Here is a 23,081-nt window from a genome sequence, read left to right as displayed (position 1 = left end):
ACAGCGACCAGTACCTTTGCGCGCTTCTGTCGGCGTTGCGGGTGGTGCTCCGCAACTCAAAATGTAGTGCCGTGAACCGAAAATTAGGCGGAATTTAACTAGGGCTGCGGACATGAAGATTGAAAGAAAATTCACCAAACCAGATCAGGATGCCTATTCGGAACTGGATTTTGTGTCTGCGACATCTGAAATCCGAAACCCCGATGGAACCATTGTGTTCCGCCTGGAAGGGATCGAAGTTCCGTCAACCTGGTCGCAGGTGGCAAGCGACGTGATTGCCCAGAAGTACTTTCGCAAAGCTGGTGTTCCGTCCAAACTGACCAAAGTTAAGGAAAAAGACGTTCCTGAATTCCTGTGGCGGTCGGTTCCCGCTGAAGATGCTGAATTCGACGGCGAAATTTCCTCCAAGCAGGTCTTTGACCGGCTGGCCGGTGCGTGGGCATACTGGGGGTGGAAAGGTGGCTACTTTTCGACCGAAGAGGATGCGCGCGCCTATTTCGACGAAATGCGGTACATGCTGGCGACTCAGCGCGCCGCCCCAAACAGCCCGCAATGGTTCAATACTGGCCTGCACTGGGCCTATGGAATCGACGGTCCGGCGCAAGGGCACCACTATGTCGACTACAAGACCGGCAAACTGACCAAATCCAAATCCGCCTACGAACATCCGCAGCCACATGCCTGCTTCATCCAGTCCGTCGATGATGATCTGGTGAACGAAGGCGGCATCATGGATCTGTGGGTGCGCGAAGCACGGTTGTTCAAATACGGCTCGGGCACCGGGACCAACTTCAGCCATCTGCGTGCGGAAGGTGAGGCACTGTCGGGTGGCGGCAAATCCTCGGGCCTGATGGGCTTTCTCAAGATCGGCGACCGCGCCGCTGGCGCGATCAAATCAGGCGGGACAACCCGTCGGGCAGCAAAGATGGTTATTGTCGATGCGGATCACCCCGATATCGAACAATTCATCGAATGGAAGGTAATCGAAGAGCAGAAAGTGGCCTCGATCGTTGCCGGATCGAAGATGCACGAGAAGATGCTGAACGGTATTTTCGAGGCCATTCGCTCATGGGACGGTGCTGCCGAGGATGCCTATGATCCCAACAAGAACGAAGCGCTGAAAAAGGCGATCCGCGAGGCGAAAAAGGTAGCAATCCCCGAGACTTACATCAAACGTGTGTTGGATTATGCCAAGCAGGGTCACGACAGCATCGAATTCCCGACATATGACACGGACTGGGACTCGGAAGCCTATAGCTCGGTTTCGGGCCAGAACTCGAACAACTCCATCCGCGTGACCAATGCGTTTCTGACCGCTGTTGAGAAAGACGCCGATTGGGAGCTGATCAACCGCACCGATGGCAAGGTTGCCAAGACGGTCAAGGCGAGGGACCTGTGGGAGAAAGTCGGCCACGCTGCATGGGCCTGTGCCGATCCAGGTATCCAGTTCCACGACACGGTCAACGAATGGCACACATGCCCCGAAGATGGTGAAATTCGCGGATCGAATCCGTGTTCGGAATACATGTTCCTGGATGACACGGCCTGTAACCTGGCCTCGATGAACCTGCTGACCTTCCTCAAGGATGGTGAGTTCCAGGCAGCCGACTACATGCATGCCTCGCGCCTTTGGACCCTGACGCTGGAAATCTCGGTAACCATGGCGCAATTCCCGTCAAAGGAAATCGCGCAGCTGTCGTACGACTTCCGCACTCTGGGCCTGGGTTACGCAAACATTGGCGGCCTGCTGATGAACATGGGCTACAGCTATGACTCGGACGAGGGGCGGGCGATCTGCGGTGCCCTGACCGCGATCATGACCGGTGTGGCATATGCCACTTCAGCTGAAATTGCCGGTGAGCTTGGCCCGTTCAAGGGATACAAGCGCAATGCCGACCATATGCTGCGCGTTATCCGCAACCATCGCCGCGCGGCGCAGGGTGTGACCGAGGGGTATGAGAAGCTGGCCGTCAAGCCGGTGCCTCTGGACCATGGTAACTGCCCCGACAAGCGTTTGGTCGATCTGGCCATGTCGGCGTGGGATGAGGCGCTGAGCCTTGGCGAGCAGAACGGTTACCGCAACGCACAGGCCACTGTGATTGCCCCCACCGGCACCATCGGTCTGGTGATGGACTGCGACACCACGGGAATCGAGCCCGATTTTGCGCTGGTGAAGTTCAAGAAGCTGGCAGGCGGCGGTTACTTCAAGATCATCAACCGCTCGGTACCTTCTGCGCTGGAAAAGCTTGGCTATTCCTCGTCGCAGATCGAAGAGATTGTATCCTATGCGGTCGGCCACGGCACCATCGGCAACGCGCCGGGGATCAACCACACTTCACTGACGGGTCATGGCTTTGGCCCGAACGAGTTGGCCAAGGTGGACGCCGCGCTCGAAAGCGCTTTTGACATCCGGTTCGTGTTCAACCAGTGGACCTTGGGTGAAGATTTCTGCACCGGCGTTCTGGGTATTCCGGCGACAAAGCTGAATGACCCGACCTTCGATTTGCTGCGCCATCTGGGGTTCACCCGCGCGGATATCGATGCAGCCAACGACCATGTCTGCGGAACCATGACATTGGAAGGTGCACCGCATCTGAAGGAAGAACACTACGCGATCTTCGACTGCGCCAACCCGTGCGGCAAGAAAGGCAAGCGTTTCCTTGGGGTTGACAGCCACATCACCATGATGGCGGCGGCACAAAGTTTTATTTCGGGCGCGATCAGCAAAACGATCAACATGCCGAATGATGCGACAATCGAGGATTGCCAGAAGGCCTATGAGCTTAGCTGGTCGCTGGGTGTAAAGGCCAACGCGCTGTACCGCGACGGCTCGAAACTGTCTCAGCCCCTTGCGGCTGCGCTGGTCGAGGATGATGACGAGGCGGCCGAGGTGCTGGAAAGCGGCTCTGCACAGGAAAAAGCCGTCGTTCTCGCCGAGAAGGTGATCGAGAAAGTTGTGGTCAAGGAAATCATCCGCAGCCATCGCGAGAAACTGCCGCATCGCCGCAAGGGGTATACTCAGAAGGCAATCGTTGGCGGCCACAAGGTGTACTTGCGCACGGGTGAGTTTGAAGACGGTCAATTGGGCGAGATTTTCATCGACATGCACAAGGAAGGCGCTGGCTTCCGGGCGATGATGAACAACTTTGCCATCGCCGTGTCGGTCGGCCTGCAATATGGCGTGCCGCTGGAGGAGTTTGTCGACGCCTTCACCTTTACCAAGTTCGAACCGGCAGGGATGGTGCAAGGCAACGACTCGATCAAGAACGCGACTTCGATCCTGGATTACATCTTCCGCGAACTGGCCGTGTCTTATCTGGACCGTACCGATCTCGCCCATGTGAAACCCGAGGGTGCTACCTTTGATGATCTTGGCCGCGGAGAAGAGGAAGGCGTTTCCAATGTCTCGGAAATCAGTGAAACTGCGGCGTCCAAGTCTTTGGAAGTGTTGAAACAAATCAGCTCGACCGGGTATCTGCGCAAGCGTCTGCCGCAGGATTTGATGGTGTTAAACGGCAGTTATGGCGACGTGGCCGGAATGTCGGAAACAGCAACTGTGTTCGAAGCGCCTGCCACCGAAACGGCAGTGGCAACCGGAATGGACGCCCGCACCAAAGCCAAGATGCAGGGCTATGAGGGCGACCCCTGTGGCGAATGCGGAAACTACACGCTGGTGCGTAACGGCACTTGCATGAAGTGCAACACCTGCGGCGCGACAAGCGGGTGTAGCTGACTTTAACGCCCCGGCACCCCGGGGCGTAGGGGTCGGACGCTGCCCTAAGTAACCGACCCCGACGAATACGGAGAACAGGTCTGAGACTTACCGACTGACCTTTCTCCACTCGGCCGACATGCCCGTGTTGGCCGGGAACAGGGTGGGGCGGAATATTTGCTCCCTCCCACTCTTTCAAGGGGCGGGTGCGCTCGCCCCATGCGCAGTCCAGGCCGCAGGCAAAAAAACACCGGGCGGTCAACGAAATGAGCCTGGAAGGCGAAACTGACAGGGGGCTTCGGCCCCCTTTCTTTTTACCCGCCGAGTCGTCCCGGATAAGCGCCACATTGCCGGATTGAGGTGGTCCTGTCGGGCAAGAGCCGCCGATACAGGTTTTGCCGCCTTCTTCAGGCGGAGGGCCGCAAACCCGACTCGGGCAAACACGCAAAGATTGGCGTGAAATCACGAAACTCTACCAAAGCGCGTGACGCGCAGGGGGGTCCATGTGCTTCTGGGCGTCGTCCGGACGTAAACACAAACACACCTTTCAGGAGGCACTGAAATGAAATCGCATTATTTGATCGGGCTTTCCATGGCCGTTCTGGGCTTGCCCGGCGTTGCTTCGGCCCAATCCTCAGCCGATACCAACGGTGATGGTCTGCTGACCATCGAGGAAATTCAGGCAGTCGTACCGGAAGTCAACGCCGACACTTTCTCAGCCATGGATGCCAATGGTGACGGAGCGTTGGATGCAGACGAGGTCGCGATCGCGCAGGAGGCAGGATTGTTGCCGCCCAGCGACGGGTAGGCATTGTATGAACAGGCGGCCCGATCCCTTTCGGGCCGCCTTTTCCATCACCTTAAGCGGGAAGATGGATTTTGAATTTTTTCCGAATCTCGGCGTCCAGAACCGGGTCGAACCTTGCAGGGGAAGGGGTGGAAAGGATTTCCTCTTTCCGGGCTACGGCTTTTTCCACCAGATCGGGCTTGCCAAGCTCCACCCACTCTTTCGGCGAGGAGCGATCTCCGAATGTTGGATAGACGTAATCTGACTGCATCCGGCTCAGCGTTGCGTCAGTTCCCAGATAGTGGCCTGGGCCGCCCATGCAGACCGCCGCCATTTGATCCAGTGCCAGCGTGTCATCCGTCACTTCGATCCCGCGTACACAGCGTTGCGCCTGTCCGATCAAATCATCGCTGAGGATCAGGCTTTCCAGGCAGAACCCCAGCAACGAGGCATGCATCCCGGCCGCCTCGTATACCATGTTCAGACCGGACAGACCTGCCATGACATTCGAACACATCTGTTCCCAGCCAGCCTGCATATCGGGCAGTTTCGAATCTGATGCGCCAGCCGCAGCGCCGCCTGGAAGGTCGTAGAACCGGTGCATCTGGGCACATCCGGCAGTCAGAAGGGCCTGTTCCCCTGAACCGATCGACATGGCACCGGTTCGCAGGTCCAGACCAAACGGCCAGGTGCCAAAAATCGCCGGAGCACCGGGACTTACGGCATTAACATAAACCAATCCCGCCAGGCATTCCGCAGTTGCTTGCGTGATCGCACCGGCGATGGTCGACGGCGCTGTGGCTCCGGCCATACCAGCAGATAGCAGCAAGACTGGCATTCCGGCCTTGATGCATGCTTCCATCACTTCGCAGCTTTCGGTTGCGAATTTCATTGGAGGAACAACAAAGCAGTTCGAGTTCGACACGAAGGGTCGCTCGCGAAATTTGTCTTCACCGCCCGCAATCATATAGATCATTTCCATCGCCGGAGCGACGTGGCTTGGCTCGGTGAAGGATGTCCCGACATGTTTGAAGGACCCCGAACAGCAGGCGTAAATCGTGTTGAGGTCCATTTCGAGGTTGTCGGCGATGTCACGACAAACCATTGGCCGTTGCACAAAGTGAATGTTATCAAGCTGCTGGCAGATACGTGCGGCATCGTGCAGATCTTGCACGGTGGAATGACGATATTCCCGACCGTGGACGTCAACCATGGACACGGCGGCCCCGGCCGTACCGTAGTGCACTTTGGTGCCGGACAATTCCAGATCGGTGTTTCCATCCCGGCTGTACAAAGTGACCGAGCGGTTCGCCTTTGCAATCGTGTCCTCGACAAGGGCACGCGGGAAACGGATACGGCCATCGTCGCCCAAGATGCAGCCTGCACCGACCAGATAGTCAATGCCACTTTGCGGGGCGTCCGCCAGGCCAATGGTTTCAAGCGCGGTCAGTGCTGCTTCGTGGATGCGTTCGATCTGCGCCTGTGTCAGCACATTCAGGACGCCGCCTTCCATTCCGGGGCGGACTGGTCGCAGGTGCTCGGGCAGTGCGGTTGCACGGGCAGCACGGCGCGCGGCGCGGCCGCCACTGCGCGAAGAATTGCGGGGTTGGTCATTCATTTCAAGAATCCGGTCGTTGAGTGATGTCTTAAGTTGTCAGCAAGCACACCTTTACGGCCGTCCCCGCGCGGCACGTCCGCGATCCGCCCCAATGGTGCGGCTGATCAGGCTGATTTTCCAGTCGTCGTCTGCCATTTTGTCCCTCAACGTCTTGCGCGACCATTCCAAAACGCGGCGACACAATCTGTTCTATTTGCGACCTTTGATAATTTTTCACATGGACAATTCTTAGGGCTTTTGGGGTCAAAGAACCAAACGCCGAGATTTTCACCCGTTTTGGAAGAAATCTGTTATACTGCATTCACTTACTTCCAAGGTCTGCTGAGCGGAGTTGAATTTTGACCAGCAGGTCACAGATTGAATTGAAGTCATGCCTCTGATCGAAACCAGAGCGGTGTTGCATTGAGCCCGACTATGAACCCTTTTTCCGTCCTTGTTGTTGCGATATTGATCGCCGGAGCTAGCCCTGTTGCGGCTGAGGATTGGACTGGCGGGTATGCAGGGTTCAGTTTTGGATTTGCAGATGCCGACGGTCCGGGCGGTGCGAATGGCGATGATACGGCCTTTGGTGCGCATCTGGGCTATGATCAGGACTTTGGGAATTTCGTTCTGGGCGGTGAGTTGGAATATAACCGGCTGTCCCTGAACCTTGGCCAGTCTCAGGGCAGTCTCGACAGCATGACCAGCTTGAAACTGCGTGGCGGATATGAATTCGGTAACGCTCTGGGATACGTGGTCGTAGGCGCGGCGCGGGCTGATACGTCGGTCGACAGTGACACGGCCGCGGTTTACGGAATCGGATTGGCCTATCCGATTGGCGAGAATTTCGTTATCAGCGGTGAAGCGCTGCGGCAGAATTTCGACGATGTCACCCGATCCAGCGGCAGTCTGGACACCAATGTTTTCAACCTGCGTACGACATTTCGGTTTTAGATGCGGCTATTCAGCCGCGTGTCGCTTGGCGAGCTGCGCTGAATACATGCACAGGGTCCTCAAGGCACTGACAAATTTCTCATCATCCACGGTCATGGCAACCCGAATGTGCCCCGCTGCGGCTTTGCCAAAGCTTTCGCCCGGCATGACGGCAATCGCATGAGTGTCCAGCAGGGCGTTCGCAAACCCTTCGCCCGTCAGCCCGGTCGCCCGTATATCCAGCATCAGATACATAGAACCCTGCGCCGGGATGAGCCCCACTGTGTTCTGTGCCGCCAATACGTCTATCGCCAATGAACGGCGGCGACGGAATGGCGCGGCGATCTTGTTTTCAAGCTCCTGTCCTGCGGTCAGTGCAAAGCTGGCTGCGTCCTGAATGAACCCCGGAACGCCATAAGTTGTATGAGTAGCCAGATCTATCAGGTGGCGGATCACGTATTCCGGACCAACGATCCACCCGCATCGGGACCCGGTCATGGCATGTGATTTGGACATTGATCCAACCACTAAGGTACGGTCGGCCATTCCGGGCAGCGCGCGGGCGGACAGGTGCTCGCCCTCCCAGATCTGGGTGTCATAGACTTCGTCTGATATCAGCCACAGGTCACGGCGTTGGCAAACATCGGCAGTGGCTTCAAGTGACTGACGGGAATACACCACTCCGGTCGGGTTGTTCGGCGTGTTGATCAACAGCGAAACCGCGCCTTCCGCCGCTGCATCAATCAAATCTGCGCGCGGTTGAAATGCATCTTCTGCGGTGGTTCGAACAGCGCGGGCAATGGCCCCGGCACCGCGAATCGTTCCGGGGTAGGTGGCATAATACGGGTCCAGATACAGCCCGGTGTCGCCGGGATCGCACACCGCCATATGCGCGGCGAAAAGGGCGGACTGCCCACCGGGCGTGATCAGTACATTGTTACGCGTCGTTGGGATACCTGTGCGGGACTGAACCCGGGCAGCAACCGTATCGCGCAGCAAATCTGTTCCGGGCACCGTGGCATAACCGGTGTGACCGTTGCGGGCCGACTGGTCCATAGCGTGCAGGATCGACGAGTCGGTACGAACGTCATGCTCGCCGATTGTCAATTCTGTCACAGCATGCCCTTCATTCAGCATCCGTCGGGCCCGATTGAACACCTCCCACCCGTCGCTGCCGCCGGTGATCTGCGTGATGCGCTTGGACAATTCCATGACAAGGGCCCCGGTTACTCTGCGCTGAATGGGGCAGAGCGGCGGACGTTTGTCAATCAGCTTCGCGGCGCTATCGAGGCCTGAAGTTTTTTGGTCAATGATGCGCGGACAAGGTCATAGGACACAGTCAAACGATGGCGCATTTCGTCTGCACCGGTGTCAAACGGAAGACGCACCCAGCTGCGGTGGAAATAGGGGGCTTTTACGCCGATCCCAGTGTCTATCAGCATCTGCGCCGTTTCGATATCGGGCGTTTTTACGGAAACACCGTCATTTGCGATCCCGATACAGGCGAACATTTGCCACCAATTTTCCAGGCGTCATGGCCACCGCCCCAGGGATCGGACAGTTCAGCGCCGGGCAGCGTTTTGCAGATGGAATTTACGAAATCTCGGTCCATGTTCGGCACTGTGCCGAACGGGTATGGCAAACTCAACACTTGGCTTGCGAATGATCCCATGCTAACCGATGTCCCATGAACCCGGTGACCTGCATCATTATTATCTGCTGCATTACCTGCTGATTTATCAAGCGGGCCGGTTTCTTTCGTTTTCATCCCTGAGACAAGTTGCTAAGCCCGCGCCAACGCGCAAGCCTTTGCTGTTTCTTAGGAGCCCGACCGATGACGACGATCAAGCTGCACAACACACGGACGCGGACGAAGGAAGACTTCGTACCGATCGATCCTGAAAACGTGCGGATGTATGTCTGTGGCCCAACGGTCTATGATCGTGCCCATTTGGGTAATGCCCGCCCGGTGGTTGTGTTCGATGTGCTCTACCGCCTGTTGCGTCACGTCTACGGCGCAGATCACGTGACCTATGTGCGCAACTTCACCGACGTGGACGACAAGATCAACGCAACGGCATTGGCGCGCAAACAGGCGGGCGCAGAAGGCACGCTTGAGCAACTGGTGCAGGAGCGGTCGGACGAGACCATCGACTGGTACTTGCACGACATGGGCGCGTTGGGAGCGTTGGAACCCAACCAGATGCCACGCGCGACCCAGTATATCGCCCAGATGATCGCGATGATCGAGGGCCTGATTGCAAAGGGTCACGCCTATGCCGCCGAAGGTCATGTTCTGTTCGCGGTCGACAGCTGGAAAGAAAGCTATGGCAAACTGTCTGGCCGGTCGGTCGATGACATGATCGCAGGTGCGCGAGTCGAGGTCGCGCCATACAAGAAGAACCCGATGGATTTTGTCTTGTGGAAGCCTTCGACTGATGATCTGCCGGGCTGGGACAGCCCATGGGGCCGGGGACGTCCGGGCTGGCACATCGAATGCTCGGCCATGAGCTATGAATTGCTGGGCGAGAGCTTTGATATCCACGGGGGTGGCAATGACCTGATGTTCCCGCACCACGAAAACGAGATCGCCCAGAGCAAATGCGCTCACCCGCACGGTGAATTCGCGCGGGTCTGGCTGCATAACGAGATGTTGCAGGTCGAAGGTAAGAAAATGTCCAAATCGCTGGGCAATTTCTTTACCGTGCACGATTTGCTGGAGCAGGGCGTGCCGGGCGAGGTAATCCGCTTCGTCTTTCTGCAGACGCATTATCGCAAGCCAATGGATTGGACCGAGAAGAAGGCGCGTGAGGCCGAGGCGACGCTGCGCAAGTGGCGGGCGCTGACAGCGGGCATCGAGCCCGCAGCCAGCGCGGCACCTGAAGTCATCGCAGCACTAAGTGACGATCTGAATACGGCAGGTGCCATGAGCGAGCTTTATCGTCTGGCTTCAGACGGTGACGCCGCAGGTCTGCTGGCCAGTGCGCAACTGCTGGGTTTGCTTTTACCTGAGATGAGCGACTGGGCAGATACCGCATCTGTCGATTTGACCTCTCATGCGGACCGTTTAGCGAAGGCACGCGAAATCGCGATGCAAAGCAAGGACTTCTCAGAAGTTGATCGCTTGAAGGCAGCATATGTAGCGGCGGGGCTTGAGGTTCGAATGAGCAAGGACAGTGTCGAACTGGTGCCCGGCGCCGGTTTTGATGCTGCCAAGCTGGAGGAGGTCTGATGGCTAAGGAACGCCTCTACCTCTACGACACAACCCTGCGCGATGGGCAGCAAACGCAGGGCGTGCAGTTTTCGACCGCAGAAAAAGTGCAGATCGCGCAGGCGCTGGACACTTTGGGCGTGGATTACATCGAAGGCGGTTGGCCCGGCGCCAACCCGACCGATAGCGCGTTTTTCGAGGTGGCCCCAAAGACCGCGGCCCGGTTGACGGCGTTCGGCATGACCAAACGCGCAGGACGATCAGCCGAGAATGACGATGTGCTGGCAGCCGTGATGAATGCGGGAACGCAGGCTGTTTGTCTGGTCGGCAAGTCGCATGATTATCACGTCACCCACGCGCTTGGTATTTCACTGGAAGAGAACACAGAAAACGTGCGCGCCTCGGTCGCGCATATCGTCGCGCAGGGGCGAGAAGCGCTGTTTGATGCGGAACATTTCTTTGACGGCTACAAGGACAATCCGGAATATGCCGTGGATGTTTGTCGCGCAGCGCTTGAGGCTGGCGCGCGGTGGGTTGTCCTGTGCGACACAAATGGTGGCGCTTTGCCGTCCGAGGTCGGGCGGATTGTATCCGAGGTGATCGCAGCCGGGCTGCCCGGTGATCGGCTGGGCATTCACACCCATAACGATACCGAAAATGCCGTTGCCTGTTCTCTGGCTGCTGTTGAGGCAGGTGCACGGCAAATTCAGGGCACATTGAATGGTTTGGGCGAGCGTTGCGGCAATGCAAATCTGACCGCTTTGATCCCGACGCTGTTGCTGAAGGAACCCTATGCGTCGCAGTTTGATATTGGTGTCAGCCGTGAGGCTTTGGCTGGTTTGACCCGCATCAGCCGGATGCTGGATGATGTTTTGAATCGGGTGCCCAGCAAGCAGGCGGCTTATGTTGGGGCGTCGGCTTTTGCGCATAAGGCCGGACTGCACGCCAGCGCGATCCTCAAGGATCCATCGACATATGAGCATGTGGACCCCGCAAGCGTCGGGAACGCCCGCATCATTCCGATGTCGAACCAAGCTGGTCAGTCAAACCTGCGCAAGCGTTTGACCGAGGCCGGTTTGCGTGTTGAGGCAGGTGACCCCGCACTTGGCCGCATCCTTGACCAGATAAAGGCCCGCGAGGCGGATGGATATTCCTATGACACCGCTCAGGCCAGTTTTGAACTGCTGGCGCGGGAAGAGCTGGGTCAATTGCCTGAGTTCTTCGAGGTCAAGCGTTACAAAGTCACCGTTGAACGGCGTAAGAACAAATACAACAAGATGGTCAGCCTATCCGAGGCCGTTGTTGTCGTAAAAGTGGATGGTGAAAAGAAGCTGTCTGTCAGTGAATCCATGGACGAGTCAGGCAGCGACAGGGGGCCGGTGAACGCCCTTGCGAAGGCGCTGGCCAAGGATCTGGGTCAGTATTCGCAGGTACTGTCAGATATGCGTCTGGTCGACTTCAAGGTGCGGATTACGCAGGGCGGCACCGAAGCGGTCACGCGTGTCATCATCGACAGCGAAGACGGTCAGGGGCGGCGCTGGTCGACCGTGGGCGTCAGCGCGAACATAGTCGATGCGTCTTTCGAGGCGCTTCTGGATGCGATTCAGTGGAAACTGGTGCGCGACTGTGATCCGAAAAAGGCAGCAGCCGAGTGAGCGTGGTCTTTGACCAAGACGTCAAAGCCTGCGCGGCACTTGTGCAGCGGGCTGATCCAGATCGTTTCCGCGCAGCGATGGCTGCACCGGTTGCAGATCGTGCAGTTCTGTTCCCGATTTACGCGCTGAACGTCGAAGTTGCCCGCGCGCCCTGGGTGACGCAAGAGCCGATGATCGCCGAGATGCGGCTGCAATGGTGGCGAGACGCGCTACAGGAAATTGCAGACGGGGCAACCGTACGGCGGCACGAGGTGGTGACACCCTTGTCACGGGTTCTTTCGCCCCATCTGGCTGGTGTTTTGGATGAATATGTGGCCGTAAGGCGTTGGGATATATATCGTGATCCGTTCGAAGATCAGGAGCACTTTGACGCCTACATCGATCAAAGCACGGGCTCATTGGTTGTTGCATCAGCCCAGGCGCTGGGGGTGGCCGATGAAACTGTGTTGCGTGACTTTGGATATGCGGTTGGGGTGGCGAATTGGCTCAGGGCTATTCCTGAACTGGAACAACGCGGGCGGATACCGCTTTTAGACGGTACCCTTGAAGGGGTGCGTGCCTTGGCCGGAACCGCCTTGAATCGCCTGCAAAAAGCCAGATCGCATCGGGCTGAGATTTCGGCCAAGGCACGGCCGGCATTATATTCCGGTTGGTTGGCCGAACGGATTTTGAAGCAAGCCATAGCTAGCCCAGAACGTGTTGCCACAGGTGCGCTTGCACCGGGAGAAATACGGCAACGACTGTCCTTGATGTGGACTGCGGGCAGCGGGCGCTGGTGATCAGGCCCGTTCCGGGTCGGCCGGTCGCAGAACCAGCCACAACAGGGCCCCGCCTGCCAGTGTCAGCAATGGGATCATTGCAAGGTTGACTGCTGTCCACCCTTCGACCGGGGAACCGCCCGAGCAGTTCATCAATCCACCCGAAGCCAGCGAGGCCATAGTCACTCCGCCAAACACCAGCAGGTCGTTGAGGCCCTGCATCCGGCCGCGCTCCTGCGGCTCATGCGATGCGGCCAGCATCGTGGTCGCGCCGATAAAGCCAAAGTTCCACCCAACACCAAGAAGAATGAGAGCGACGAAAAAGTTCCCTAAATCAACGCCCTGCAAGGCGACCAGTCCAGCGGCTGCAAGAATTGCCAGACCCAGCGCCACAATCCTTTCGATGCCAAACCGGGCGATCAGGTGACCCGTAAAGAAACTGGGCACATACATGGCCAGCACGTGGCTGGTGACGATGTCAGCCGCGTCATTAGCCGAGTAACCACAACCTACCACGGCCAACGGCGTCGAAGTCATCACAAGATTCATCAGCGCGTAAGATACCATGGCACATATGATGGCCACGGCGATGCGGGGTGTTTTCAGCAATTCCAGTCGCGACCGCCCCTTGGGCTCGGTGCCGGTGGGTTTTGCAGGCGTTGGGATATCAAGGAAGAAGAACAGGGCGGACCCCAGAACATTGATCCCAATGACAGCCAGATAGGTGCCCAGAAACGGGATGACGTAGGCTTCGGACGTGAGCTTTACGATCTGCGGGCCAATGATGGCAGCTGCCAATCCACCAGCCATGACATAGGAAATCGCTTTGGGGCGGAACTCGTCCGATGCGGTGTCCGCTGCGGCGAACCGGTAGAATCCGTGGGCGCTCATGTAGATGCCTGTTAACAGGCTGCCGACAAGGAAGACGGGGAAAGAGCCAAGGAACAGGCCATAGGCTCCGATCAGCCCGCCCAACGCACCGGATGTTGCGCCAACAAGGAACCCGACCCGACGCCCCCATTTTTGCATGATGGCCGAGATTGGCGTGGCTGCCAGCATCGATCCCAGAACAATCAGCGAAATAGGCAATGTCGCCAGGCAGGGATTGGTCGCCAGCGACTGACCTGCCAGCCCTCCGACGATGAACATCATTGGCATCTGCGCGCCCAGAATGGCCTGCGCCGCCACCAAGACGGCGACGTTGCGTTTGGCCTGACGGTCATCGGGAAGGGTCGAGATCATGGTCATGGCGGAATGGTTATCGGCTAAGTGTTTGCGGCACAACCCGGTTGCATCTGCGGCACATGCGCCTAACGTGCCAGTAGCAACCGAGCAGGGAGACCAGATGCCCGTTGGCCGCATCATCGAAACGCCGGATTGTGTGGCGGAAGGGGCTGAATGGCTGGCCCAGAGCTGTCCGCGCATGGCCTATGCAATGGAACAGACTGGCCCATTGCCGTTACGTCGCCGTCCCGACGGGTTCGCGCAACTGCTGAGTGCCATTGTCAGCCAACAGGTCAGTGTGGCTTCGGCCAATGCAATATGGAAACGCCTGCAAGATGCCCAACTGACGGAACCGCGTAAGATCATGTGGGCAACGGATGACGATCTTCGGGCTGTAGGGTTAAGCCGTCAGAAGATCCGCTATGCAAGGGCTTTGGCGGAAGCGCGTATAGATTACAAAGCGTTACGTGATGCCTCTGATGCGGAAGTTGTGACCACGCTGACGCAAGTGTCAGGCATTGGCGTCTGGACCGCCGAGATATACGCCATGTTCTCACTTGGTCGCGCTGATGTGATCGCCCCCGGTGATCTGGCGCTGCAAGAGGCCGCGCGCATCCTCTATGACCTGCCCAACCGCCCAACAGATAAAGAACTGCGCAAGATGGCCGAGGCCTGGTCGCCCTGGCGCTCGGTTGCGGCGCGGGTGCTGTGGGCCTATTACCGGGTTGCAAAGCAAAGAGAAGGGATCAGATGACACGGGTTTTGAATGCGCTCCGGAAAGAGCCTGTTTCGGGCGACACGCGCTCGGTTGTGGTGTTCGTACATGGCTATGGCGCAAACGGTGCCGATCTGCTGGGTTTGGCCGACCCGCTGGGTGAACATCTGCCCGACACATTGTTCGTGGCCCCGGACGCGCCCGAGCAGATCCCCGGAATGCCCAATGGTTTTCAGTGGTTTCCGATTCCCTGGATTGACGGGTCGTCTGAGGAAGAGGCGCGCAGGGGCATGGAAATGGCGGTCGAGGATTTCAACGCCTTTCTGGATGCTCTGATGGTGGATGAAGACCTGTTGCCCGAACAGGTTGTCCTTTTTGGTTTCAGCCAGGGTACGATGATGAGCCTGTATGTCGCGCCCCGCCGCGAAGACCCCGTGGCCGGAATTGTCGCGTTCTCAGGCCGTTTGCTAGAGGCGGACCTTCTGGCAGACGAAACCGTCAGCCGGATGCCTGTACTGCTGGTGCATGGCGATGCCGACGACGTCGTCCCGCCGCAATCCTTGCCCGAAGCGGCAGAGGCCCTGCAATCCGCCGGTTTCAAAGAGGTCTATGCCCATGTCATGAAGGGCACCGGGCACGGAATCGCCCCGGACGGGCTGAGTGTGGCCCTGGCCTTCATGCGCGACAAGCTGAGCCTTTAGCCAGTAAGGTCAGTTCAGCGGAACACGGTCGTTCTGTATTGGCTCAAGACCAAAGATGGGCTTCCGCAAATTCGACTGAGTTTCCGGCCGGGTCGCGCACGTACAAGGAACGTGCGCCTCCGGGCCAGTCGAATTCTGCATCTACGGGGACATTCCAGTCCAGAAGGTGCTTGCGCATTACCGCGATTTCATCTCGGGTCAGTACAAGACACACGTGTCCTGCACCACGGGCGCCGTGGGGCGGAACAGGCATGTCCGGGTTGAGGGGCGGTTGTTCCGTCTGTTCCGGGTTAAAGATCAGCAGGACCGATCCGCCAATTCGGTAAAACACGTGGCGGTCGGCGACGCGCTGAATGCGTTCCAGGCCCAGTACTTCGCCGTAAAACTGTTCCGCTGCGTCCAGATCATCGACATAAAGCGACGCTTCCAGAATCGCCGAAGGGGCCGGTATCCCGGGGGTTAGTTTCATGACCCGAGTTTAGCAGATCAGGGCAGGGTATGTCACCGGCGCGGTCGACGGTCGCGTTTTCGTTGCGGTGTGGAGTTCAGGGACGGCATGGGCAGGCTGTCCCACTGGCCCGGTTCCAGGTCGTCCAATGTCCAGTCACCGATGCGGCAGCGGATCAGGCGCAGGGTCGGCAAGCCCACGGCGGCCGTCATTCGACGCACCTGACGGTTTTTGCCCTCGCGTATGGACAGTTCTATCCAACTGTCTGGTACCGTCTCGCGCTCGCGGATTGGTGGGGTGCGGGGCCACAGGTTGTCCGGCTCGTCGATCTGGCGCACCTTCGCCGGACGGGTCAGGCCGTCTTTCAACTCGACGCCGTTTCGCAGCGCTTTCAGGGCAGTTTCGTCCGGAATACCTTCGACCTGAACCCAATAGGTTTTTGCCATCTTGTGCTTGGGGTCCGAGATCTGCGCCTGTAACTTGCCGTGGTCAGTCAGTAGCATCAAACCTTCGCTGTCACGGTCCAGTCGACCGGCGGGATAAACCCCGGGAAGATCGATGAAATCGGACAGTGTACTGCGCGGAGCATCCGCATTGTCGCGGTCGGTGAACTGCGGCAGTACATCGTAAGGTTTGTTGAAGCGAATGAACCAGGACATGACGTGCGCATACCCCGAAGAGTGCACCCCGCGCAAGCTGTGGATAACTGTCATGTGCCTGTTACGGATTCGCATTACCCAGTTTGCGACATATTGTGGAAAATCAGGGCTTGTCAGAGTATTAACACGATATATAGTCATACTAAGGCCGGGGCGGGTGTTCCCCGCTCTGATGTCAAAACGGGCAGAGCAGAGCGAGGAGCGATTCTGATATGGACGGAGACTTCAGGACCGAATTTGTCAGGGAGCCAGGTGCATTGAAGCATCATCCGGCATTGGTTTTGAACGCCGATTATCGCCCCCTGTCTTATTACCCGTTGTCCCTCTGGCCCTGGCAAGAGGCGATCAAGGCGGCCTGGCTGGATCGGGTCGACATCGTGGCCGAATACGATGAAGTGGTTCGCAGCCCGAGTACGCAGATCCGAATACCTTCGGTCGTTGTTTTGAAAGACTATGTAAAACCCAGAAAGCGCGTGGCCTTCACGCGCTTTAATTTATTTCTGAGAGACGAGTTCCGGTGCCAGTATTGTGGCAGTCGTGGTGATCTGACCTTTGATCATGTGGTGCCACGCGCCGCTGGTGGGGTGACCAGTTGGCAGAACGTTGTGGCGGCGTGCAGCCCGTGCAATCTGCGCAAAGGGTCAAAATCTCTGCGTCAGGCAGGAATGAGTCTGCGTAAGCCGCCCCGCCAGCCTGACGCCGAAGCACTGCGCAATGTTGGTCGGAAATTTCCCCCCAATCACTTGCACGAAAGCTGGATCGATTTTCTGTATTGGGATGCGGAACTGGACGAATTCTAGGCTCTGCCTGACCGCCACGCCGCGAGCCAGATCAGCACCAGAACAGCCGAGGCAATGGCATTCCATCCAGCCATTGAGATGTTGAACAGTTCCCAAGGGATATCGTCGCAGCGAACCAAAGGCGCGGACATAATCTGATCGAACAGGTCGTTATTCGACATCCCACTAATGCTACCGGATGTGCAACTGGTCGGACCTTCCCACCATCCTTGCTCAACACCGGCGTGATAGAACCCGATGCCCGAAGTGACAGCCGCTGCCATCGCGCCACAGAGGGGCAGGAAACTTAGCCTTGGTAAGGCCAGCGCCAAAACGCCAATTGCGATTGCGAACCCATGCGGGTAGCGCTGCCAGATACACATTTTACATGGGGCAAGGCCGCCCAGATGCTGAAAGCCAAAAGCTGCCAGCAGAAGGGCCAGGGACCCAAGACTTGCCAGTGCGATAAGTTGTGAACGTCTCGTCATAGGTATTTCACCACCAGGAAGCCGCCAAACAACAGGATGATGAACAAGGTGAACATCAGCCCCAGGCGTTTTTCGATAAACTCACGGATCGGCTCGCCAAAGCCCCAAAGCAGGGCCGCAACAAGGAAGAATCTGAGCGCGCGTGCCAGTATCGACGTTGCGATGAATGTTCCAAGCGGCATTCCTGTCCAGCCGGACATAATGGTGATGACCTTGTACGGGAAAGGCGTCACACCGGCGGCCAGAACCGCCCAGAACCCGAAATCGTTGAAGCGAGTGTTGAATTCTTCCATCGCATGAGCCTTGCCCATTGATTCAAGAATGGGCTGTCCCAGACTTTCATAGAAAAACGCACCAATCGCGTAGCCCAGCATCCCGCCCAGAACCGAAGCCACCAGGGCAACAGATGCAATCAGCCAGGCGCGCGACGGGCGCGCCAGGATCATCGGAATCATCAGAACGTCGGGGGGGATTGGAAAGAACGAGCTTTCGACAAAAGCCACTACGGCCAGCGCCCACAGCGCATGAGGGTGTTCCGCCAGACGAATTGTCCAGTCATAAAGCGATCGCAACATTAAGCACTCAAATCCCGTTCTCGACCCGGGAAAGCCAAACCACGCACCTGACGGCCCGTCAACCATCGCAGTGGAAGCAAATGGATTATTGGATGATTTTTGCCTCTGGACCTTCCCTCGGATGGGCGCTAATCCAGTGTCCGTGGCCCAAGTGGCGGAATGGTAGACGCAGGGGATTCAAAATCCCCCGGTAGTGATACCGTGCCGGTTCGAGTCCGGCCTTGGGTACCAAAGTAAAAACAGGGAGTTAGGGGAACCTGCTTCCTGTTTTTTCTTTTCGGGCCACTTGCGTGTTTGCACACTTAGTTCTTACTTTTCGATCTGGTCTGGTTCCTTTCAGTCCTCTGGTATCAACTTCTCCCTGCGAAATGGCACCATATACGACCCGCTGTTGAACCGACCTGAACAAATTTGGGAGCAAAGATCAGGAAGACCGATCTGGCGGGTATTCCTGTGTGCCAGAGGGGAAAATTCGAAATTTGCGCTCATATATGCGGATTGATGCGAGTCAGGCTGGCGCTGGCCTTGACATTGAAAGTATCTGAATGAACCCTCAAAGGGGTTGGGAGAAACTGGAAAATTCAACAGGTTGCACCTGCTGTAAGGCGGGCCGATCATCGTTATCGGCACAGTTTTATGGGCAGATGATCGATTTGAATTCCAACTGCCAGACAAAAAATGTGGGAGTATTGAAATGAGAAACAGCAGCAAATTGAGCCTCGGCGCGTTTGTAACCGCAGCCATGTTGGCTCCGGCGGCTTATGCCGAAGAGTTCATTACAATCGGTACCGGCGGCGTGACCGGTGTTTACTATCCGACAGGTGGCGCGATCTGCCGTCTGGTGAACAAAGGCCGGAAAGAACACGGTGTCCGCTGCTCGGTCGAATCGACCGGTGGCTCGGTCTACAACATCAACACAATTCGCGAAGGCGAGCTGGAATTCGGTGTTGCCCAGTCCGACTGGCAGTATCACGCGTATAACGGCACCTCGAAATTTGAAGAGGCCGGTCCTTTCGAAAATCTGCGCGCCGTCTTCTCGGTCCACCCCGAGCCCTTTACCGTTGTGGCCCGCGCCGATGCAGGCATCACAAACTTTGAAGACCTGAAAGGCAAGCGCGTGAACATCGGGAACCCCGGTTCCGGTCAGCGCGGCACCATGGAAGTTCTTCTGGGCGAAATGGGCTGGACGACCGATGATTTCGAACTGGCGACAGAGCTGAAAGCGGCTGAACAATCGGCTGCCCTGTGCGACAACCAGATCGATGCTATGGTTTATACCGTTGGTCACCCGTCTGGTTCGATCCAGGAAGCCACCACAGCCTGTGACTCGGTTCTGGTGAATGTCAGCGGTGAAGCCGTGGACAAGCTGGTCAACGACAATTCGTTCTACCGTACTGCAACCATCCCCGGTGGCATGTACCGTGGTTCTGACGGCGACACCCAGACATTTGGCGTAGGTGCGACTTTTGTGACTTCGGCAGATGTGTCGGACGACGCGGTATATGCGGTGGTCAGCTCGGTCTTTGAAAACTTCGAAGACTTCAAAAAACTGCACCCGGCGTTTGCCAACCTCAAGCCCGAAGAAATGATCGCGGACGGCCTGTCGGCGCCGCTGCATCCGGGGGCCGAGAAGTATTACAAAGAAAAAGGCTGGATTCAGTAAACCAGACCTGAAGCAGGGCGCTTTTTAGGGCGCCCTGCACAACGCCTGTACCAAGCAGGTGAGTTAGAAGGTCAAAAATGGCCGCGACGGGGAGACATTTGATGAATTCCGACACTCAATCCAATCGTCCGCTTTCCGAAGAAGAGCTTCAGGATCTGGTCGCATCATCCGACGCGGGCGGGCGTAATCCTGTCGGGAATGTAGGTGTCTTCCTGGCGATTGTAGCCGCGATCTGGTCGATTTTTCAGGTTATCCTTGCGTCGCCGCTCGCAAACTACGTGTTGCCGGGCAGCGTGGTAAACAATGCGCGGCAATTCCACCTTGCCTTCGCTCTGTTTCTGGCCTTTGCGGCTTATCCGGCACTAAAGTCCAGCCCGCGCGGCTATATTCCGGTTCAGGATTGGATCATGGGCTTGGTCGGTGCGTTCGTCGCGCTTTATGGCTATTTTTTCTATGACAAGATCGTAAATGCGGGCGGTTTGGCCGACGATACAGACAAATGGGTCGCGTTGCTTGGGTTGCTACTTTTGTTCGAGGCGGCGCGTCGAGCGCTCGGCCCGGCCATGGCAATTATCGCGACGATCTTTTTGGCTTATGTCTTCTTTGGTGCATCTGAATGGGTGCCGGAAGTTATCCGCTGGAAAGGTGCGAGCCTGAAAAAGGCGATGAGCCACATGTGGATCACGTCAGAAGGCGTGTTTGGCATCGCATTGGGCGTTTCCACGAAGTTTGTGTTCCTGTTCGTGCTGTTTGGCGCGCTGCTGGATAAGGCCGGGGCAGGGAACTATTTCATCAAGATGGCCTTTGGTGCGCTCGGGCATCTGCGCGGTGGTCCGGCAAAGGCGGCCGTTGTTGGTTCTGCCGCAACCGGCCTGATCTCGGGCTCGTCGATTGCCAACGTTGTGACAACCGGAACATTTACCATTCCGCTGATGAAGCGTGTGGGCTTTAGCAGTGAACAGGCCGGATCGGTCGAAGTGGCCTCATCGGTCAACGGTCAGATTATGCCACCTGTGATGGGCGCGGCTGCCTTCCTGATGGTGGAATATGTGGGCATCTCATATGTCGAGGTGATCACCCACGCCTTCCTCCCTGCGGCGATTTCTTACATCGCGCTGGTCTATATCGTGCATTTGGAAGCTGTGAAGCGAAACATGCCGACTTTGGGCGACCGTGACGTGCATCTGGCGCGAACCGTTGTGGGTATGTTGGCTTTCTTCCTGGTGTTTGCAGGGCTTTGTTACGGCTCGCAATTCCCGGTCGATGCTGTAACAAGCTGGGTACCGTCTGCGGCAGGCCTGGTGCTGAGCTTGATCGTCTGCGCGGTTTATGTCGGATTGCTCTATCTGGCCGCTCAGGTGCCGGACCTTGAGCCGGACGACCCGAATGCAAAAGAGGTCACGCTTCCTGTTATCGCTGATATTTATAAGGCAGGTTTGCATTACCTGCTGCCGATCATCGTTCTGGTTTACTTCCTGATGATCGAACAGAAATCGCCGGGACTGTCGGCGTTCTGGGCGACCGCTTTGCTGTTCGTAATCCTGCTGACGCAGAAACCGCTCAAGGCTCTTTTCCGGGGGCAGAGCAATCTCAAGAACACCTTTGTCGATGGCGTCGCTGACCTGTGGCAGGGGTTGATTGATGGTGCACGGAACATGATCGGTATCGCGCTGGCAACTGCCACTGCGGGCGTGATCGTCGGCACAGTGACTTTGACGGGTGTTGGTCAGGTAATGGCTGACCTGGTCGAGTTCCTTTCAGGCGGCAATCTTATCCTTATGCTGGTCATGGTTGGGCTGCTCAGCCTGATTCTGGGCATGGGTCTGCCGACCACGGCGAATTATATCGTTGTCAGTTCGTTGATGGCCGGGGTCGTCGTTGAACTGGGCGCGCAAAGCGGGCTGATTGTACCGTTGATCGCTGTGCACCTGTTTGTGTTTTACTTCGGGATTATGGCCGATGTTACACCGCCTGTTGGGCTTGCAAGCTTCGCGGCGGCTGCTGTGTCGGGCGGTGATGCGATCAAAACCGGTTTCACGGCGTTCTTCTACAGCCTGCGCACTGTGGCACTGCCTTTCGTGTTCATCTTCAACACTGATCTTCTTTTGATCGACGTTACATGGCTTGAAGGGATCACGGTGGCCGTTTTTGCGACCATAGCGATTCTGGTCTTCACGGCCGGCACGATGGGGTATTTCCTGACCCGTAGCCGTATCTATGAAAGTGTCGCGCTCGTTCTGGTGGCATTTGCTTTGTTTCGACCAGACTTTTTCATGGATCGTATCTCGCCTCCGTTCAAATCGGTTGAACCCGCTGCATTCGAAGAAACCATTGGTCAGACACCACCGGGAACCGATGTACGCCTGGTCGTCGCGGGCCCCGATTTCGATACGCTCGAGATGGTGGACACAACTGTTGTTGTCACTGTGGGCGACGAAGAAGGAGGGGCCGCACGGGTCGAGGCGATGGGCCTGCTGCTGGTTCCCGAGGACGGGTTGGTCAAGCTTGACGAGCCGCTGTTTGGCACGCCAGTGGCCGACGATCTGGGCATCTTTGACTACTATGGCGATGAACCCGTACGCCTGGCCTCGGTCAGCTTACCGTCCGAACAGCTGCCCAAGCAGCTGGTGTATATCCCAGCGATGATCTTCTTGGGTCTTATCGCGTTCCTGCAACGCGGCCGTGCCGCCAGACAAGGGGTGCCCGCATGACACGTTCTGTTCTGTGTGCCATTGATATCAGCAATGGCGAGATTGATGCTCCGGTCCTGCAAAAAGCCGCAGCTTTGGCGGATCTGGAAGGGGCACAGTTGGATGTTGTGACTGTGTTGCCCGATTTCGGGGAAAGCTGGGTGTCCGGGTTCTTTGAATCCGATTTTCACGACAAGGCGTTGGCCGAGGCGCAGGCCAAACTGACGGCGCTGTGTATTTCGGCATTGGGGGCCGAGCGCAATGAAAGCATCCGCCATGTCGTTGCGACAGGCACAGCCTATCAGGAGATTCTGAAAACCGCCGAAAGCGCCGGTTCCGATCTGATTGTGATCGGCGCGCATAAGCCGGATTTTAAGGACTATCTGCTTGGTCCGAATGCAGCGCGAGTGGTGCGGCATTCCAACGTCTCGGTGTATGTCGTTCGCTGACTGATTTGTCAGCGTGCAAAAGATCGCGTCGCCGGTC

Annotated in this window: 19 protein-coding genes, 1 tRNA gene and 1 pseudogene; 13 read left to right on the top strand and 8 right to left on the bottom strand. The window is 57.2% G+C overall.

The features are described 5' to 3' along the window. Positions 1–112: 112 nt before the first annotated feature. Entirely contained in the window at positions 113–3,733 is a 3,621-nt protein-coding gene (locus tag ACR0BZ_RS04940; protein WP_480919600.1) for a vitamin B12-dependent ribonucleotide reductase, read from the top strand. A 541-nt stretch (positions 3,734–4,274) separates the two neighbouring features. Then, a complete protein-coding gene (locus ACR0BZ_RS04935) occupies positions 4,275–4,520 on the top strand; it encodes an EF-hand domain-containing protein (RefSeq protein ID WP_209596397.1) in 246 nt (81 codons plus the stop codon). 52 nt (positions 4,521–4,572) lie between these two features. Here the strand turns inward: ACR0BZ_RS04935 and ACR0BZ_RS04930 are convergent, their stop codons facing one another. Then, on the bottom strand, positions 4,573–6,117 hold the full coding sequence (locus ACR0BZ_RS04930; protein WP_480919599.1) for a trimethylamine methyltransferase family protein: 1,545 nt from the start codon (positions 6,115–6,117) through the stop codon (positions 4,573–4,575). Positions 6,118–6,531: 414 nt separating this feature from the next. Here ACR0BZ_RS04930 and ACR0BZ_RS04925 point away from each other — a divergent pair, with 414 nt between their 5' ends. Further along, on the top strand, positions 6,532–7,050 hold the full coding sequence (locus tag ACR0BZ_RS04925) for an outer membrane protein (protein WP_480485535.1): 519 nt from the start codon (positions 6,532–6,534) through the stop codon (positions 7,048–7,050). 6 nt (positions 7,051–7,056) lie between these two features. On the opposite strand, the gene ACR0BZ_RS04920 is transcribed toward ACR0BZ_RS04925, so the two are convergent. Beyond that, entirely contained in the window at positions 7,057–8,241 is a 1,185-nt protein-coding gene (locus tag ACR0BZ_RS04920) for a pyridoxal phosphate-dependent aminotransferase (RefSeq protein WP_480919598.1), read from the bottom strand. 56 nt (positions 8,242–8,297) lie between these two features. Beyond that, positions 8,298–8,641 (bottom strand): annotated as a pseudogene (locus ACR0BZ_RS04915) (MmcQ/YjbR family DNA-binding protein). Positions 8,642–8,863: 222 nt separating this feature from the next. Between ACR0BZ_RS04915 and cysS the strand changes: the two are divergent. From cysS to ACR0BZ_RS04900, 3 genes are read left to right on the top strand one after another with little or no spacing between them, the layout of a single operon-like run. Beyond that, entirely contained in the window at positions 8,864–10,261 is a 1,398-nt protein-coding gene (cysS, locus tag ACR0BZ_RS04910) for a cysteine--tRNA ligase (protein ID WP_480830803.1), read from the top strand. Next, a complete protein-coding gene (gene cimA, locus ACR0BZ_RS04905; RefSeq protein WP_480919597.1) occupies positions 10,261–11,895 on the top strand; it encodes a citramalate synthase in 1,635 nt (544 codons plus the stop codon). Before cysS ends, cimA begins: the two co-directional genes overlap by 1 nt. Before the next feature lie 2 nt (positions 11,896–11,897). Beyond that, entirely contained in the window at positions 11,898–12,674 is a 777-nt protein-coding gene (locus ACR0BZ_RS04900; protein WP_480919749.1) for a squalene/phytoene synthase family protein, read from the top strand. Here the strand turns inward: ACR0BZ_RS04900 and ACR0BZ_RS04895 are convergent, their stop codons facing one another. Continuing rightward, complete coding sequence (locus ACR0BZ_RS04895; protein WP_480480803.1) at positions 12,675–13,901, bottom strand: MFS transporter; 1,227 nt, start codon at positions 13,899–13,901, stop codon at positions 12,675–12,677. Between the two features lie 97 nt (positions 13,902–13,998). Between ACR0BZ_RS04895 and ACR0BZ_RS04890 the strand changes: the two genes are divergently transcribed. Both ACR0BZ_RS04890 and ACR0BZ_RS04885 read left to right on the top strand, forming a co-directional pair. Next, positions 13,999–14,631, top strand: a complete 633-nt coding sequence (locus ACR0BZ_RS04890) for a DNA-3-methyladenine glycosylase family protein (protein WP_480919748.1) — start codon at positions 13,999–14,001, stop codon at positions 14,629–14,631. Then, positions 14,628–15,293: an alpha/beta hydrolase gene (locus ACR0BZ_RS04885; protein WP_267364470.1), complete on the top strand. Its 666-nt coding sequence runs from the start codon at positions 14,628–14,630 to the stop codon at positions 15,291–15,293. Before ACR0BZ_RS04890 ends, ACR0BZ_RS04885 begins: the two co-directional genes overlap by 4 nt. A 43-nt stretch (positions 15,294–15,336) precedes the next feature. Here ACR0BZ_RS04885 and ACR0BZ_RS04880 read toward each other — a convergent pair whose 3' ends face one another. Beyond that, positions 15,337–15,762, bottom strand: coding sequence for a VOC family protein (locus ACR0BZ_RS04880; RefSeq protein ID WP_480621825.1), 426 nt, complete (start codon positions 15,760–15,762; stop codon positions 15,337–15,339). Between the two features lie 32 nt (positions 15,763–15,794). After that, entirely contained in the window at positions 15,795–16,400 is a 606-nt protein-coding gene (locus tag ACR0BZ_RS04875) for an rRNA large subunit pseudouridine synthase E (protein ID WP_480919596.1), read from the bottom strand. A 212-nt stretch (positions 16,401–16,612) separates the two neighbouring features. On the opposite strand from ACR0BZ_RS04875, the gene ACR0BZ_RS04870 reads away from it, so the two are divergent. Beyond that, positions 16,613–17,200, top strand: a complete 588-nt coding sequence (locus ACR0BZ_RS04870) for an HNH endonuclease (RefSeq protein ID WP_209503840.1) — start codon at positions 16,613–16,615, stop codon at positions 17,198–17,200. On the opposite strand, the gene ACR0BZ_RS04865 is transcribed toward ACR0BZ_RS04870, so the two are convergent. Both ACR0BZ_RS04865 and ACR0BZ_RS04860 read right to left on the bottom strand, forming a co-directional pair. Beyond that, positions 17,197–17,667 carry a disulfide bond formation protein B gene (locus ACR0BZ_RS04865; protein ID WP_480919595.1) on the bottom strand — a complete coding sequence of 157 codons (471 nt, stop codon included), beginning with the start codon at positions 17,665–17,667 and terminating at the stop codon, positions 17,197–17,199. The two genes, ACR0BZ_RS04870 and ACR0BZ_RS04865, sit on opposite strands and share 4 nt — an antisense overlap. Next, on the bottom strand, positions 17,664–18,242 hold the full coding sequence (locus tag ACR0BZ_RS04860) for a YqaA family protein (RefSeq protein ID WP_480485552.1): 579 nt from the start codon (positions 18,240–18,242) through the stop codon (positions 17,664–17,666). Before ACR0BZ_RS04860 ends, ACR0BZ_RS04865 begins: the two co-directional genes overlap by 4 nt. Before the next feature lie 145 nt (positions 18,243–18,387). On the opposite strand from ACR0BZ_RS04860, the gene ACR0BZ_RS04855 reads away from it, so the two are divergent. The 4 genes from ACR0BZ_RS04855 (at position 18,388) to ACR0BZ_RS04840 (ending at position 23,044) form a co-directional block, all read left to right on the top strand. Continuing rightward, positions 18,388–18,473, top strand: a tRNA-Leu gene (locus tag ACR0BZ_RS04855). A 463-nt stretch (positions 18,474–18,936) separates the two neighbouring features. Beyond that, positions 18,937–19,905, top strand: coding sequence for a TAXI family TRAP transporter solute-binding subunit (locus tag ACR0BZ_RS04850; RefSeq protein WP_267364467.1), 969 nt, complete (start codon positions 18,937–18,939; stop codon positions 19,903–19,905). A 101-nt stretch (positions 19,906–20,006) separates the two neighbouring features. Then, a complete protein-coding gene (locus ACR0BZ_RS04845) occupies positions 20,007–22,616 on the top strand; it encodes a TRAP transporter permease (protein WP_480919594.1) in 2,610 nt (869 codons plus the stop codon). Next, complete coding sequence (locus ACR0BZ_RS04840) at positions 22,613–23,044, top strand: universal stress protein (RefSeq protein ID WP_267364463.1); 432 nt, start codon at positions 22,613–22,615, stop codon at positions 23,042–23,044. Before ACR0BZ_RS04845 ends, ACR0BZ_RS04840 begins: the two co-directional genes overlap by 4 nt. The last annotated feature ends 37 nt before the right edge of the window (positions 23,045–23,081 follow it).

The sequence above is a fragment of the Ruegeria sp. P8 genome (assembly GCF_056534665.1).
The sequence above is the reverse complement of the archived record's forward strand: the minus strand, read 5'-3'. Positions and strand labels throughout refer to the sequence as shown.

Excerpts from the sequence above, each read along its gene's own strand:
- ACR0BZ_RS04895 (WP_480480803.1), bottom strand. The coding sequence starts at position 13,901 with ATGACCATGATCTCGACCCTTCCCGATGACCGTCAGGCCAAACGCAAC.
- ACR0BZ_RS04880 (WP_480621825.1), bottom strand. The coding sequence starts at position 15,762 with ATGAAACTAACCCCCGGGATACCGGCCCCTTCGGCGATTCTGGAAGCG.
- ACR0BZ_RS04940 (WP_480919600.1), top strand. The coding sequence starts at position 113 with ATGAAGATTGAAAGAAAATTCACCAAACCAGATCAGGATGCCTATTCG.
- ACR0BZ_RS04860 (WP_480485552.1), bottom strand. The coding sequence starts at position 18,242 with ATGTTGCGATCGCTTTATGACTGGACAATTCGTCTGGCGGAACACCCT.
- ACR0BZ_RS04850 (WP_267364467.1), top strand. The coding sequence starts at position 18,937 with ATGAGAAACAGCAGCAAATTGAGCCTCGGCGCGTTTGTAACCGCAGCC.
- cimA (WP_480919597.1), top strand. The coding sequence starts at position 10,261 with ATGGCTAAGGAACGCCTCTACCTCTACGACACAACCCTGCGCGATGGG.
- ACR0BZ_RS04890 (WP_480919748.1), top strand. The coding sequence starts at position 13,999 with ATGCCCGTTGGCCGCATCATCGAAACGCCGGATTGTGTGGCGGAAGGG.
- ACR0BZ_RS04885 (WP_267364470.1), top strand. The coding sequence starts at position 14,628 with ATGACACGGGTTTTGAATGCGCTCCGGAAAGAGCCTGTTTCGGGCGAC.
- ACR0BZ_RS04840 (WP_267364463.1), top strand. The coding sequence starts at position 22,613 with ATGACACGTTCTGTTCTGTGTGCCATTGATATCAGCAATGGCGAGATT.
- ACR0BZ_RS04935 (WP_209596397.1), top strand. The coding sequence starts at position 4,275 with ATGAAATCGCATTATTTGATCGGGCTTTCCATGGCCGTTCTGGGCTTG.
- cysS (WP_480830803.1), top strand. The coding sequence starts at position 8,864 with ATGACGACGATCAAGCTGCACAACACACGGACGCGGACGAAGGAAGAC.
- ACR0BZ_RS04845 (WP_480919594.1), top strand. The coding sequence starts at position 20,007 with ATGAATTCCGACACTCAATCCAATCGTCCGCTTTCCGAAGAAGAGCTT.
- ACR0BZ_RS04865 (WP_480919595.1), bottom strand. The coding sequence starts at position 17,667 with ATGACGAGACGTTCACAACTTATCGCACTGGCAAGTCTTGGGTCCCTG.
- ACR0BZ_RS04875 (WP_480919596.1), bottom strand. The coding sequence starts at position 16,400 with ATGTCCTGGTTCATTCGCTTCAACAAACCTTACGATGTACTGCCGCAG.
- ACR0BZ_RS04870 (WP_209503840.1), top strand. The coding sequence starts at position 16,613 with ATGGACGGAGACTTCAGGACCGAATTTGTCAGGGAGCCAGGTGCATTG.
- ACR0BZ_RS04925 (WP_480485535.1), top strand. The coding sequence starts at position 6,532 with ATGAACCCTTTTTCCGTCCTTGTTGTTGCGATATTGATCGCCGGAGCT.
- ACR0BZ_RS04920 (WP_480919598.1), bottom strand. The coding sequence starts at position 8,241 with ATGGAATTGTCCAAGCGCATCACGCAGATCACCGGCGGCAGCGACGGG.
- ACR0BZ_RS04930 (WP_480919599.1), bottom strand. The coding sequence starts at position 6,117 with ATGAATGACCAACCCCGCAATTCTTCGCGCAGTGGCGGCCGCGCCGCG.